General features: G+C 71.8%; 16 protein-coding genes. 10 read left to right on the plus strand and 6 right to left on the minus strand.

The genetic code is table 11. The features are described 5' to 3' along the window. Positions 1-5 precede the first annotated feature (5 nt). Entirely contained in the window at positions 6-1,415 is a 1,410-nt protein-coding gene (gene hemG / locus O7631_RS13285) for a protoporphyrinogen oxidase (protein ID WP_278144492.1), read from the plus strand. Further along, positions 1,412-2,113, plus strand: a complete 702-nt coding sequence (gene hemQ, locus O7631_RS13290) for a hydrogen peroxide-dependent heme synthase (protein ID WP_278144493.1) — start codon at positions 1,412-1,414, stop codon at positions 2,111-2,113. The genes hemG and hemQ overlap by 4 nt, the downstream gene beginning before the upstream one ends. A 69-nt stretch (positions 2,114-2,182) precedes the next feature. On the opposite strand, the gene O7631_RS13295 is transcribed toward hemQ, so the two are convergent. The 4 genes from O7631_RS13295 to O7631_RS13310 all read right to left on the minus strand — a co-directional run bounded on the left by O7631_RS13295 (position 2,183) and on the right by O7631_RS13310 (position 5,299). Beyond that, positions 2,183-3,283: a lytic polysaccharide monooxygenase gene (locus O7631_RS13295; protein ID WP_278144494.1), complete on the minus strand. Its 1,101-nt coding sequence runs from the start codon at positions 3,281-3,283 to the stop codon at positions 2,183-2,185. Between the two features lie 118 nt (positions 3,284-3,401). Then, positions 3,402-3,881 (minus strand): GNAT family N-acetyltransferase, encoded by a 480-nt coding sequence (locus tag O7631_RS13300; RefSeq protein WP_278144495.1) that lies wholly within the window; start codon positions 3,879-3,881, stop codon positions 3,402-3,404. A 19-nt stretch (positions 3,882-3,900) separates the two neighbouring features. Next, the gene (locus tag O7631_RS13305; protein WP_278144496.1) at positions 3,901-4,842 is read right to left on the minus strand and encodes a DMT family transporter; all 942 of its coding nucleotides are present in this window, start codon (positions 4,840-4,842) and stop codon (positions 3,901-3,903) included. A 196-nt stretch (positions 4,843-5,038) separates the two neighbouring features. Further along, on the minus strand, positions 5,039-5,299 hold the full coding sequence (locus O7631_RS13310; RefSeq protein WP_088990838.1) for a Prokaryotic metallothionein: 261 nt from the start codon (positions 5,297-5,299) through the stop codon (positions 5,039-5,041). Positions 5,300-5,454: 155 nt separating this feature from the next. Here O7631_RS13310 and O7631_RS13315 point away from each other — a divergent pair, with 155 nt between their 5' ends. From O7631_RS13315 to O7631_RS13325, 3 genes are all read left to right on the plus strand, one after another. Next, positions 5,455-5,730 carry an isoamylase early set domain-containing protein gene (locus O7631_RS13315; protein WP_278144497.1) on the plus strand — a complete coding sequence of 92 codons (276 nt, stop codon included), beginning with the start codon at positions 5,455-5,457 and terminating at the stop codon, positions 5,728-5,730. A gap of 108 nt (positions 5,731-5,838) precedes the next feature. Next, positions 5,839-6,579, plus strand: a complete 741-nt coding sequence (locus tag O7631_RS13320; RefSeq protein ID WP_278144498.1) for a lytic polysaccharide monooxygenase — start codon at positions 5,839-5,841, stop codon at positions 6,577-6,579. Between the two features lie 62 nt (positions 6,580-6,641). Further along, positions 6,642-7,265: a DUF305 domain-containing protein gene (locus O7631_RS13325; protein ID WP_278144499.1), complete on the plus strand. Its 624-nt coding sequence runs from the start codon at positions 6,642-6,644 to the stop codon at positions 7,263-7,265. Between the two features lie 71 nt (positions 7,266-7,336). Here O7631_RS13325 and msrB read toward each other — a convergent pair whose 3' ends face one another. Beyond that, complete coding sequence (gene msrB / locus O7631_RS13330) at positions 7,337-7,741, minus strand: peptide-methionine (R)-S-oxide reductase MsrB (RefSeq protein WP_278144500.1); 405 nt, start codon at positions 7,739-7,741, stop codon at positions 7,337-7,339. A 47-nt stretch (positions 7,742-7,788) separates the two neighbouring features. Between msrB and ligD the strand changes: the two genes are divergently transcribed. After that, positions 7,789-8,820, plus strand: coding sequence for a non-homologous end-joining DNA ligase (gene ligD, locus O7631_RS13335; protein ID WP_278144501.1), 1,032 nt, complete (start codon positions 7,789-7,791; stop codon positions 8,818-8,820). A gap of 72 nt (positions 8,821-8,892) precedes the next feature. Here the strand turns inward: ligD and O7631_RS13340 are convergent, their stop codons facing one another. Then, on the minus strand, positions 8,893-9,198 hold the full coding sequence (locus O7631_RS13340) for a hypothetical protein (protein WP_278144502.1): 306 nt from the start codon (positions 9,196-9,198) through the stop codon (positions 8,893-8,895). A 67-nt stretch (positions 9,199-9,265) separates the two neighbouring features. On the opposite strand from O7631_RS13340, the gene O7631_RS13345 reads away from it, so the two are divergent. From O7631_RS13345 to O7631_RS13360, 4 genes are all read left to right on the plus strand, one after another. Beyond that, complete coding sequence (locus O7631_RS13345; protein ID WP_088990833.1) at positions 9,266-9,454, plus strand: hypothetical protein; 189 nt, start codon at positions 9,266-9,268, stop codon at positions 9,452-9,454. Between the two features lie 288 nt (positions 9,455-9,742). Further along, the gene (locus O7631_RS13350) at positions 9,743-10,993 is read left to right on the plus strand and encodes an HNH endonuclease signature motif containing protein (RefSeq protein ID WP_278144503.1); all 1,251 of its coding nucleotides are present in this window, start codon (positions 9,743-9,745) and stop codon (positions 10,991-10,993) included. Between the two features lie 7 nt (positions 10,994-11,000). After that, the gene (locus tag O7631_RS13355) at positions 11,001-11,192 is read left to right on the plus strand and encodes a hypothetical protein (protein WP_157742639.1); all 192 of its coding nucleotides are present in this window, start codon (positions 11,001-11,003) and stop codon (positions 11,190-11,192) included. A 16-nt stretch (positions 11,193-11,208) separates the two neighbouring features. After that, entirely contained in the window at positions 11,209-12,603 is a 1,395-nt protein-coding gene (locus O7631_RS13360; RefSeq protein WP_278144504.1) for a hypothetical protein, read from the plus strand. Positions 12,604-12,609: the final 6 nt, after the last annotated feature.

Below are 12,609 nucleotides of genomic sequence, written 5' to 3' on the forward strand. Positions count from 1 at the left end.
AGGCGATGCGGCGGCCCTGGCGGGTGGCGGTGGTCGGCGGCGGGATCGCCGGGCTGGCCGCCGCGGTCCGCCTGCGCGACGGCGCGCCGGCCGACACCGAGATCACTGTGTACGAGCAGTCCGGCGCGTTGGGCGGCAAGCTGCGCACCGGTGCGTTGGCCGGCCAGCCGGTGGAGTTCGGCGCCGAGTCGTTCCTGATGCGCGACCCTACGGGCGCCGAGAGCGCGGCGGTGGCCCTGATCCGCCGGCTCGGGCTGGCCGAGAAGATCGTGCACCCCACCGTGGGGCAGGCGGCGCTCGTGGTCGACGGGGGGCTGCGCCCCATCCCGGGCGGCACGCTGGTGGGCGTACCCGGGGATCTGGATCGGGTGACGACTGTCGCCCGCCCGCTCGCGGACGCCGACACCGACGGTGGCCGGCCGCTGATCGGGCCCGACGCGGACGTGTCGGTGGGTGCGCTGGTCCGGTCCCGCTTCGGCGACGAGGTGGTCGAGCGGCTGGTCGACCCGATGCTCGGCGGTGTGTACGCGGGCCGCGCCGACGACCTGTCCCTGGTCACCACCATGCCGGCGCTGGCGCGCACGGCCCGGGTGGAGCACACCCTGACCGGCGCGGTCCGGGCCGCCCAGGCCGCTGCGCCACGGGCACCCGGCGCTCCCGTCTTCGGCACCCTGGTCGGTGGGCTGAGCACCCTCGTCGAGGCGGCGGTGACGGCCAGCAGCGCGACGATCCGGCGCGACGCGGCGGTGCGCGAGGTGACAGCGACCGGCTCCGGCTGGCGGCTCACCGTCGGCCCGACGCGAGACCCCGAGTTCGTGGACGTGGACGCCGTCGTGTTGGCGGTGCCGGCCCGGCCGGCGGCGCGGTTGCTCGCCGGCCCCGCCCCGGAGGCCGCCGCGGCCGTCGGGAAACTCGACTACGCGAGCGTCGCGTTGGTGACCCTGGCGGTGCCGCAACCCCGACTGCCCGAGCTGTCCGGCTTCCTGGTGCCCAGCACCGAGGGTCTGCTGACCAAGGCCGCCACGTTCTTCACCACTAAGTGGGGGCACCTGCGCCGGCCGGACGGTGTGGCGTTGCTGCGCGCGTCGGTCGGCCGGTACGGCGAGGAGGCGCACCTGCAACGCCCCGACGCGGACCTCGCGGCCACCGTGCACCGGGAGTTGTCGGCGGTGCTCGGCACCCCGCTGCCCGCCCCGGTCGACGGGCACGTGCAGCGGTGGGGCGGGGCGCTGCCCCAGTACGCCCCGGGGCACGCCGGCCGGGTCGGCGCCGCACGCGCGGCGTTGCGGGCCGCGCACCCCACAGTGACCCTCGCGGGCGCCGGTTACGACGGCGTCGGCATCCCGGTCTGCGTCCGCTCCGGCGAGACCGCGGCCGAGGAGATCATCACAGCACTGGGAGGATCGGCGAGATGACCGAGCAGACCAACGCGGCCCGGTTGCGGGAGCTGAACGACAGCATCCGCTACACCATGTGGTCGGTGTTCCGGGCCAGCTCCCCGCTGCCGTCGCTGCGGGACAACGTCACCGGTGAGGTCGTCTCCCTCTTCGACGAGCTGGCCGGCAAGGACGTGGTGGTCCGGGGCGTGTACGACCTCTCCGGTCTGCGCGCCGACGCGGACCTGATGATCTGGTGGCACTCGGCGTCCAGCGACGCGTTGCAGGACGCGTACCTGCGGTTCCGTCGCACCACGCTGGGTCGGGCGATGACCCCGGTCTGGTCGCAGATGGCGTTGCACCGGCCGGCGGAGTTCAACAAGAGCCACATCCCGGCGTTCCTGGCCGGCGAGGAGGCCCGCCCCTACATCTGCGTGTACCCGTTCGTCCGCTCGTACGAGTGGTACCTGCTGCCCGACGCCGAGCGGCGCGAGATGCTCGCCGAGCATGGGAAGATGGCCCGGGGCTACCCCGACGTACGGGCCAACACGGTGGCCTCGTTCGCGTTGGGCGACTACGAGTGGATGCTCGCCTTCGAGGCCGACGAGCTGCACCGGATCGTGGACCTGATGCGGGACCTGCGCGCCTCCGGCGCCCGCCGGCACGTCCGTGAAGAGGTCCCGTTCTACACGGGCCGCCGCCGCTCGGTGGCGGAGATCGTCAACTGCCTGGTCTGAGTCGACCGTCTCGTCCGAGTCCCGCCGTCCGGCGCCGCACCCCCGCCCGGGTGCGGCGCCGGCCGGGGATCAACTGGTCGTCGTGCAGGTGACCAGTGGAACCGGGTTGCTGCCGTTCCACGAGCCGAGGAACCCGAAGGTGGCGCTCGCTCCGGCGGCAAGACTGCCGTTGTGGTTGACGTTACGTGCCGTGACCTGCGTGCCGCTGGTGCTGACGGTGGCGTTCCAGGAAGACGTGACCTGTTGGCCGTTGCCGTAGTTCCAGCCCACCGACCAGCCCTGGATCGGTGAACCACCAGCGGTCACCTTCACCTCACCCTGGAAGCCGCCGGACCACTGGCCGGTGACCTGGTAGGTAGCCGTGCACGCCCCGGCCGGCGGCGGCGTCGTCGGGGGCGGGGTGGTGGGCGGGGGAGTCGTGGGCGGTGGGGTGGTCGGCGGCGGCGTGGTCGGCGGCGGAGTGCTCGTTCCCCCGCCGAAGTCGACGTCGCTGCACAGGTAGTACGACTGGTCGAAGTGGCTGGCCTGCCAGACGGTGTAGACGATGTGTCGTCCGGTGCGTCCGGGCGCGCTGACCGGGATCTGGATCGAGACGCCGCCGGTGTCCTTGTCCCACTGCGAGGCCGGGGTGTTGCCGATCTGGCCGGCCAGCTCCAGGTTGCCCCAGCCGAGCGGTTGGGTGGCCGCGTTGAAGCCCTGCTTGGTCACGTACACCCGGATGTAGTCGGCGCCGTGACTGGCCTGGTCGAAGAAGCGGAGCCGGAAGTTGTTCGACACCGCTGTGGTCTTCCAGGCGCCGACCGTGTCCAGCGAGTTGTAGCGGGGGCTCTGGGTGCGACCGCCGCTGCACAGTTGGCCGTCGGGGACGGCGGCTTGGTGGTTGCCGCCCACGCCCTCCCGGAACAGGCCGTTCCAGTTCCACATGGCGGCCGGGTCGGCCTGCCAGGCCTGCCAGCACATCGGGTCCTCGGTGGCCATCCGAGGGTTCTGGAAGTCGCCACCCCAGCGCTGCCAGCAGCTGTAGTTGCGCGAGGCCGGGTCGACGACCGAGCCGTGCGCGGAGGCGGGCTGAGCCACGATCGTGGTCAGCGCTGTGGTCAACAGGAGCACGGCGGCCGTCACGACGGCGAACAACAAGAACACGCGCCGTGATCGGATGAAAGTGGACATGGAGCCCCCGGGGGGATGAGGTCGGACGACGACACCCGGACCGACGGGAGTTGCCCACTCCCGTGCCTACTCGCTGGCTCCTGCGATGGCTCTACCCGGCACCATGCCAGCTCGATCGTCAGGCGTCAATGGTTGAGGTCGTCGGCGCGGTGCCCGCGCCACGCCGCATCGGCGTGTGCGGGATGCCGTCCTCGACGTACTCCGGGCCGCTGACCGTGAAGCCGTGCCGGCCGTAGAACCCGACCAGGTGCGACTGGGCTTCCAGCACGCTGGGCCGGTCGCCCACCGCCTCCAGGGCAGCGGTCATCAGCCGGCCGGCGTATCCGCCGCCGCGCGCCTCCGGTGCCACCACCACCCGACCGATCCGGGCGGTGCCGTCCGGGTCGGCCAGGATCCGCAGGTACGCCAGAGGCGCGCCGCCGTCGGTCAGCCAGAGATGCCGGGTGCCCGGCTCGACGTCGCGACCGTCGAGTTCCGGATACGGGCAGTTCTGCTCCACCACAAACACGTCGATGCGCAGCTTGAGCAGGTCGTGGAAGGTGCGGGTGTCCAGGTCGGCGAAGGTGGCCGTCCGGATGTCGGTGGTCTGCGAGGGCACCCGACGATCCTAGGCCGCGTCATCCGGTGCCCGTCCGAGGTGCCAGGTAGGTGGCGGCCACGGCGCTGAGCAGCAGGACGCCGCCGACGACCACCGGAAGCGGCAGCGGCTCGTGCAGCAGTGTCACCGCCAGCACCGCGGCGGTGAGCGGTTCGAGCAGGGTCAGGACGGCGGCCACGCTCCCCGCTGTGGTGCGCAGCCCGGCGTAGAACAACGCGTACGCCACCGCTGTGGTGATCACGCCGAGGTGCAGCAGCAGCGCCACGGTGTCGGGGCGTACCGGCACGCCGATTCCGGACACCAGGGCGAACGGTGCCAGGGTGAGCGCCCCGACCACCGTGGAGATGGTGGTCAACGTCATCGGCGTGGTGTGCTGCGACGCGTGCCGGCTGATCAGGGTGGTCACCGCGTACCCGAGGCCGGAGCCCGCCGCCGCGAGCAGGCCGAGCAGCGGTGCGGGTGTCGCCGCGCCGGGGTCCGCCGTGGCGGTGGTGATCAGGACGAGACCGGTGACGGCCGCGACCAGCGTGCCGAGTCGCACCGGGCCGGGCATCTGGCGCGCGCGTGCCGACTCCCAGGCGGCGGCGAGCACCGGGGCCACGCCCAGGCTGACGACGGTGGCCACGCTGACGCCGGCCCACGCCACGGAGGCGAAGTAGAGCGCCTGGTACAGGCCGAGGCCGACGCCGGTGAGCAGCAGCGGTACGGGTGCCGCGCGCAGGGCGGCCAGGGTCGTGCGGAGTCGACCGGCGGTGCACGCCAGGAGGACGAGCGCGGCGATGGCGAGGCGGTGGAAGCCGATGCTCACCGGGCTGAGTCCGGTGCTGTCGCGCAGGAGTTGCACCGCCACGCCGGTGGTGCCCCACAGCACGCCGGTGACGGTGATCTGGATCAGGCCGGTGCGGGCCTGGTGGACGACCGGCGCCGGGGCGGCCGGGCGCGCGGTTCGGGAAAGGGACACGAGGGCGCTCCGAGGGTGAGCCGTTGACGGGGACGACGTCGACGGAGCGCGTACGGCGGGACGGCCGACGGGGTCAGTCACCCGGTCGGCGAGAGCGCGGCGCTCCGTTCAGGAGCGCGGCGGGGGGAGGACGCCCAGCAGTGGCCGCATGGCGACGACCGTACCGCAGGAGGGCGGCCGGGACTGGTTGGCGCGGTCAGGCCGGGCGTGCCCCGACGGCGTCGCGGATCTCGGCGCCGACCTCGCCCTCGACGGCGCGGGCGCAGTGGCCGCAGCAGAAGAAGCGGCCGTTGACCTCGACGCCGTGTCCGACGATCTTGATCTGGCAGTGCTCGCAGATCGGTGCCATCCGGTGGATCGCGCATTCGAACGAGTCGAAGGTGTGCACGTCGCCGCTGACGGTGCGCACCTCGAACGCCATCCAGTAGTCGTTGCCGCAGACCTCGCAGGTTGCCACGAGAAAACCCCCATATCAGGACACGTGCCTACAGGTTGCTCCTCAGTCGGTGCGATGGGTGGCGAATTGTCGATGTTCAGGTCGATGGGCGGCGTGTCGGTCTCGGCGTGTTGTCCGTTGTGCCGGGTGAACCGCCGCGACCCCCGGAGGATCACGTGATCAAGCGCAACAAACTCTTCGGCAACCAGACCCGGGTGACCTTCTGCCTGCCTCGGAATGCCCCGCCCGGGCCGGTGAGCGTCGTCGGCTGCTTCAACGGCTGGGAGCCCGGCCGGCACGAGCTGGTGGCCCGCCGCGACGGCACCCGGACGGTGACCGTGAAGTTGCCGCCGGGGGAGTACCGGTTCCGCTATCTCGCCACCGGTGGCGTCTGGCTGGACGACGAGACTGCCGACCAGGTCGACGATCGGGGCAGCCTGCTCCGCCTCTGACAGAGAAAACTGCCGCCATCGATGCATTTATCGATGGGAGTCTTTACTGTTAACAATGTTTAAATTACCTTGAGGGCACCCACCGGACCCCGGAGAAGGAGCTGCCCCATGCGTCGAAGAATCACCGTCCCGCTGGTGGCGGCAGGTGCCGTCGCCGCCACCCTCACCGTCGCCGCCCCCGCGCAGGCCCACGGCTACGTCTCCGCCCCGCCGAGCCGGCAGGCGCTCTGCGCGCAGGGTCGGGTCCCCGACTGCGGGCAGATCAAGTACGAGCCGCAGAGCGTCGAAGGCCCCAAGGGCCTGCGCAGCTGCAACGCCGGAATCTCCGGCTTCGCCGTCCTCAACGACGACAGTCGGGGCTGGCCGGCCACCTCGGTCGGCAGCTCGCTGACCTTCACCTGGGTGAACACCGCCCGGCACGCCACCGCCAACTGGGAGTACTGGATCGGCAACACCCGCGTCGGCGTGGTGAACGGCAACGGCCAGCAGCCGGGCGCCACCGTCTCGCACACCGTCAACCTCGGTGGCTTCTCCGGTCGGCAGAAGATCCTCGCGGTGTGGAACATCTCCGACACGGCGAACGCCTTCTACTCCTGCATCGACGTGCAGATCGGCGGTGGCGGCTCGAACCCGACCCCCACGCCGACCCCGACGGCCACCCCACGACCCACCCCGACCCCCACGCCGACGACTCCGCCCGCGCAGGGCGGCACCTGGGCGAGTGGCCGGGCGTACCAGGTCGGCGACCAGGTCACCTACGGCGGAGCCACCTACCGCTGCCGGCAGGCGCACACCGCCATTCCCGGCTGGGAGCCGCCGAACGTACCGGCGCTCTGGCAACAGGTCTGACCGTGCGGGTGCGGCCCTCGGGTCGCACCCGTCGCCGCCCCCCGCGTGAACGGAGCACCGGCATGCCCCGTACCCCTCTGGTGTCAGTGCTCGCGGCCCTGCTGCTCACCAGCGCCTGCGCCGGGTCACCCGACCCGGGCGGGCCGCAACCGGCGCCGGCGCCCCCGGCCGGCTCCACGGTCGCCGGTTCGGCCGCCGTGGGTTCGGCCGCCGTGGGTTCGGGCTCCGTGGGTTCGGCCTCCCTGGGTGAGCTGAGCGGCATCGACGTGGTGTTCCTCAGCACGATGGTCGGGCACAGCGAACGCACCCTGCAGATCGTGCGGATGTCCCGGGACCGGGTGCGCGACGACGCGCTGCGCACCCTGGCCGCCGCCATCGAGGCCACCGAGGCCGACGAACTGGTCGCCATGCGGGGCTGGTTGCCCACCACCGGGCCGGGCGCCAGCGCCGCCGCGCACCATCACGAGGGGCACGGCGACGACGCGGCGCTCGACCGGCTGCGAAACGCGCCAGCCCCGGACGTCGACCGGGTGCTGCGCGAGGTACTCGGCGACCACCAGCGGTCGGCCGCCGACCTGGCCCGGGCGCAGATCGGCGTCGGCCGCAACGAGCGGGTCCGCGACCTGGCCCGGCGGATCGAGCAGTCCCGGACCGCCGAGGTCGACCTACTCGGGGGTACGCCCTGAGTGGCTCTCCGGCTCCGTGGTGCTCGCTCGGCTCCGTGGTGCTCGCTCGGCTCCGTGGTGCTCGCTCGTGCTCAGCGGGGTTCGAGGCGGACCGAGATGGAGTTGACGCAGTGCCGGGTGTCCTTCGGGGTGAAGCCCTCACCGTGGAAGACGTGCCCGAGGTGACTGTCGCAGCGGGCGCACCGGATCTCCGTACGCGCCATGCCGAGGCTGCGGTCCTCGATTTCCTTGACCCGGCCCGGGATGGCGTCGTCGAAGCTCGGCCACCCGCAGTGCGAGTCGAACTTGGTGTCGCTGGAGAACAGCTCCAGACCGCAGGCGCGACAGTGGTAGACCCCCTGGGTCTTCGTGTCCACGTACTCGCCCGTCCAGGGTCGTTCGGTGCCGGCCTCCCGCAGGACGTGGAACTCCTCGGGGGTCAGGCGGACGCGCCACTCGTCCTCGGTCTTCGGCAGGTCGTTGTCGTCAAGACTCACCTGTCAACGGTACGTCGAACGTCGGGGGCGTGGCATATGGTCGCGAGATGGCGGGCACCAAGGCGGCGGTCACCGAGGTCGAGGTGGCCGGGCACAGCGTACGGCTGAGCAGTCCGGACCGGGTGATCTTCCCCGAGCGGGGGTTCACCAAGGCGGACGTCTTCCACTACTACCTCGCGGTCGGCGACGGCATCATGCGCGCCCTGCGGGACCGGCCCACCACGCTGCAACGCTTCCCCGAGGGCATCGGTGGTGAGGCGTTCTTCCAGAAGCGGGTGCCCACCCGGGGGGTGCCGCCCTGGGTCACCACCGCCGAGATCACCTTCCCGAGCGGTCGGAACGCGGCCGAGCTGTGCCCGGCCGACCTGGCGCACGTGGCCTGGGCGGCGCAGATGGGCACCATCGTCTTCCACCCCTGGCCGGTGCGCGCCACCGACGCCGACCGACCCGACGAGCTGCGCATCGACCTCGACCCGCAGCCCGGCACCGACTTCGCCGACGCGGCCCGGGCCGCCGGTGAGCTCCGGGCGCTCCTCGACGAGCTGGGCGTCCCCGGTTGGCCGAAGACCTCCGGCGGTCGGGGGGTGCACGTCTACCTGCGCATCCAACCCCGCTGGACGTTCACCGAGGTGCGTCGGGCCACCATCGCGCTCGCCCGGGAGCTGGAACGCCGCCACCCCGACCTGGTCACCACCGCCTGGTGGAAGGAGGAACGCGGCCGCCGGGTCTTCGTCGACTTCAACCAGATGGCCCGGGACCGCACGATCGCCTGCACATACTCGTTGCGGGCCAACGCGCGGGCCACCGTCTCCACCCCGGTCACCTGGGACGAACTGCCCACCGTCGACCCGGACGACTTCGACCTGCGCAGCGTCCCGGCCCGGCTCGCCGAGCGCGGCGACCCGCACGCGGGCATCGACGACTCCCCGTGGGACATCACCCCGCTGCTCGAATGGGCCGAACGCGACGCCGCCGCCGGCCAGGGCGACCTGCCGTACCCCCCGGACCACCCGAAGATGCCCGGCGAACCCAAGCGGGTGCAGCCCAGTCGCGCCAAGCGCACGCCTGACGGTCCCTGACCGACCTTCCGCGTTCACGAGCGCGGCTGGGCCGTGCACGCTGTCACGGGCGCTGCTGGGCCGTGCACGCCGTCACGGGCGCGGCTGGGCGGTCCACGCCAGAAACCTGTCGAACAGCTCCCGTGGGTCGGGCGCGGGCTCGGGGTTGAGCGCGAGCAGGTCGGCCGTCGCATCGAACAGTTGGCTGGCCGTGTAGATCGACAACGCCACCCGGTCGGTCCCGTACTCCACCCGCAGCAACATCCGCGCGCACGCGCACGGCCAGGTCGCCGCGCATACGCGGCACAGCCATGACGGCCGACGCGGCAGATGCTGATGCACGGGGTGCAGGTCGCTCAAGGGCGCGCGATCGGCGCTGTTTCCGTTCGACTTCGACATGCCCTTTACGGTGACCGGTAAGTTGCCCCGGGTCAAGGAGTCAGGTCAACTGTCTACGGTCCGCCATATGGAGCTGGTAGGTGCTGCGGAGATTCGCGTGATGCTCGGTGGCATCAGCAAGCAGCGGGTCTACGTGATCACCAGCCACCGGAACTTCCCGGACCCGGTGGCCGATCTGGTGCAGGGCAAGGTCTGGCGGAAGTCGGACGTGGTGGCCTGGATCCGGGAGTACCGCCCGGAGCTGGCGGAAGATTGACAAGGTCTTCCAGGGGTGGCTCGTCCTGCTGCGGCGGTGCTGGCTGATCACTCGTTAGGCGACGCGTGCACAGCTCGCCCGCCGGCCCTGCTGTGCGTCCGCCTCGACCCGATGCCGCGCCCAAGATTCGTGCAACTTCCCGCATGTTGCTGCCTCCGACGCCTGGGAGGCAGCAACATCGCTGATGTTGTGCAGATCTTGGCGGTGGTTGCTTTCGGTGGGCCGTCGCTTCGGTTTCTGCTTTTCGCGCGGCCGATTTTTGTCGTACACCTGTTCTAAGATTTGCTTGTGATCGATGAGTTGACGCGGGCGGACAGTGCGGTGGCGAGCTGCGCCGACGCCGCTGCCTGGGCCCTCTCCGAGCGTGAGCTGATCGCGGCGCTCGACGCCACCCATCGCTTGCAGCAGCGGCTGGCGGCGGTGCAGTTGGCGGTCGTCCGGGAGTTGGACGGGCGGGGCACCGCAGTCGCGCAGGGCGCGTCCTCGACGACGGTGTGGCTGCGTCATCGCCTGCGGCTCGACGTCGCCGCCGCGCGTCGGCTGGTCGGGCTCGCGGCCTCGGTCGACGTCGCCCCACCTGCGGTGCGGGAGGCGTTGGCGGGCGGGATGGTCAGTGCGGAGCAGGCGCGGGTCATCGCCGACACGGCAGCCACGGTGACGGCGTCGGCGGGCGTCGAGGTGGCCGACAAAGCGGTTGGCGTGCTGGTCGAGTGGGCCGGGCAGTTCGACCCGACCCTGCTACGTCGCATGGGCACCCGGATCCTCGACCACGTCGCCCCCGACCTCGCCGACGCCGCCGCAGCAGCAGCCCTGGCCGCCGACGACGCCCGCGCCACCCGCGACCGACACCTCACCCTCTCCACGCAAACCGACGGCCGCCTGCGGCTCACCGGCATCCTCGACGCGGAGGCCGCCGGTCTGCTGCGCGCCGCCATCGACCCACTCAGCGCACCCACCGGCCCGGACGACACCCGCAGCCCGGGGCAACGCCGCCACGACGCCCTCACCGACGTCTGCCGACTCGCCCTCCGCACCGGCGAGCTGCCCGACAGCGGCGGCGAGGCCGCCCAGATCGTCGTCACCACCGACTACGACACCCTCACCCAGCAACTCTGTGCCGGGGCGCTCGACATCGGCCTCCACCTCACCCCTGACACGGTGCGCCGGCTCGCCTGCGACGCGGCCATCCTGCCCGCCGTCCTCGGCGGCGCCGGCCAGGTCCTCGACGTGGGTCGACAACGCCGGCTCTTCACCGGCACCCTGCGGCGGGCGCTGGTGCTGCGTGACGGCGGCTGCGCGTTCCCGGGCTGCGACCGGCCGCCACGCTGGTGCGCCGCTCACCACATCCGCCACTGGGCCGACGGCGGCCTCACCAGCCTCGACAACGCCGTCCTGCTCTGCGGCCACCACCACCGACACGTTCACCACAGCGATTGGGTGATCCGGCTCGGCGACGACGGGCGACCCGAGTTCGTGCCACCGGCCTGGCTCGATCCGAACCAGCTCCCGCGCCGCAACCACTACCACCGGCGAACGTAGCCAACTGGTGAGGGTTGCTCGGCACGGGCTGGCCGCCAATCACGTCGTGGCCGTGGCCTTCGCGTGCGCCTCGGTTTCCCGCCACTCGGAGGCCAGCCGCTACCAGACCTGGACGTCGGGTCGCGCGCTGCTGGGTCGCGCGCTGCCGAGCCGCGCGCCGTCGCGTCGCGCGCTGCAGGGCTGGAAGGCCCGCCCGTGAGACGCCGCCACGGTGCATGCCGAGTCGTCGCGCCGCCGCCGCGCAGCGCTGGTGGGGCGGACCGCGCTGGTTGCGCTGGTTGGCCCGGGGCCGTGTCGATGTGGCGCTCGCGGTGATCGACGTTGTTGACTTCCTCGATACCCTGCGGGGGTCGGTCGGGGAGAGGTCGCTGATGCTCAAGGACGTCACGTCGGTACGTGTGGTCGCCTACTTCCCGTGTCAGCTGTCCACGGAGACCGGATCCGAACGTGACGTGCCGGTCGGGTGGAACGTCACTGACGGCCTCGACGACCTGGCGTTGCAGCCCTACGGTCAACGGCTCCTCGACGAACTGCTCGGCAGCATGCCACGGCCAACCATGGAGATCAGCGGCGGCCACGAGATCCTGCGGGTCGCCGAGGAGGAGATCGACGCGTCTCTGCTGCCCACGACGGCCTCTGGTGCGTGGCAGGTGCTCGCCGCGCGGGTGAGCCTCTGGAACGTCGACTGCGGTCTCCTGTGCGTCACGTACCAGCTGCCGGACGGCATCGTCAGTGGCACCGGGGACGTGGTCGACGAGGTCGCCCCGCCGGTGCAGCGGATGGTGCCCGCGGTGACCCGGCTCCTGCGCGCCATCCTGCCCGCGCCGGCCGGTGCGGACGAGGTGTTCGTGCTCTGGGCCAACACCACCTTCGCCGTCCGGGTGGACCCGGACTGCGATCCGGCGCGGCGGCGCGCCATCGCCGAGGAGTTCACCCCGGACGGTGTGGACTGCACGCCCGACGGAGCCCGGGGTGGCGTGCTGCGGGTCGGCTCGCACACCACCGCCGTGGTCAACGACTTCGGGTCGCGCCCGGCCCTGCTGTTGGCGCGGTTGACCGGTGTGCACCACGTCTGCTGGGCTGCGGCCCTGCGCTACGACGCGGTGCTCTCGGCCGAGCTGTCCCAGATCGACCCGGGGCGGGCGGACCTGTCGATGAGTGCTCTCGAAGACCAGGCCAAGCGCATCCTGCGCGGCTACCACCGCATCCGTCTGTTCCGGCTCGGCTATTCGTCGGTGGAGGCGCATCTCGACGCGGCCGGCGGCACCGTCTGGAACGCGCTGGAGCAGCAGTGGAAGTTCCGGCTCGTCCTCACCACGTTGGACGAGCGGCTCGACTTCGTGCGAACGCTGCACCAGCAGTTGGTCGGTCGACTCCAGGACCGTCGTTCCCGCCTGCTCAACGAGCTGGTGCTGGGTTTCACCTTCCTCAACATCTTCTCCATCGTGCTCGCCGCACTGACGTTCGTGGCACTACCGAGCCTCGATGTGGGGCTCCTGGCCTCGGTGATCGGGGTGGTGATGCTGCTGGTGAACCTGAGCGGGTACCTCGCCTTCCGGCGGCAGATCAACGACCCGGGTCGAAACCCGAGGGCGTCGGCCCGCCCGTGACCGGCC

Source organism: Micromonospora sp. WMMD967 (assembly GCF_029626165.1).
In the GTDB taxonomy this organism is placed as follows: domain Bacteria; phylum Actinomycetota; class Actinomycetes; order Mycobacteriales; family Micromonosporaceae; genus Micromonospora; species Micromonospora taraxaci.

What these genes read in the sequence shown, in the direction of transcription:
- O7631_RS13345 (WP_088990833.1), top strand. Translation starts at nt 9,266, where the DNA reads ATGGAGCTGGTAGGTGCTGCGGAGATTCGCGTGATGCTCGGTGGCATC.
- hemQ (WP_278144493.1), top strand. Translation starts at nt 1,412, where the DNA reads ATGACCGAGCAGACCAACGCGGCCCGGTTGCGGGAGCTGAACGACAGC.
- O7631_RS13295 (WP_278144494.1), bottom strand. Translation starts at nt 3,283, where the DNA reads ATGTCCACTTTCATCCGATCACGGCGCGTGTTCTTGTTGTTCGCCGTC.
- O7631_RS13360 (WP_278144504.1), top strand. Translation starts at nt 11,209, where the DNA reads ATGCCGAGTCGTCGCGCCGCCGCCGCGCAGCGCTGGTGGGGCGGACCG.
- ligD (WP_278144501.1), top strand. Translation starts at nt 7,789, where the DNA reads ATGGCGGGCACCAAGGCGGCGGTCACCGAGGTCGAGGTGGCCGGGCAC.
- O7631_RS13325 (WP_278144499.1), top strand. Translation starts at nt 6,642, where the DNA reads ATGCCCCGTACCCCTCTGGTGTCAGTGCTCGCGGCCCTGCTGCTCACC.
- O7631_RS13340 (WP_278144502.1), bottom strand. Translation starts at nt 9,198, where the DNA reads ATGTCGAAGTCGAACGGAAACAGCGCCGATCGCGCGCCCTTGAGCGAC.
- O7631_RS13320 (WP_278144498.1), top strand. Translation starts at nt 5,839, where the DNA reads ATGCGTCGAAGAATCACCGTCCCGCTGGTGGCGGCAGGTGCCGTCGCC.
- hemG (WP_278144492.1), top strand. Translation starts at nt 6, where the DNA reads ATGCGGCGGCCCTGGCGGGTGGCGGTGGTCGGCGGCGGGATCGCCGGG.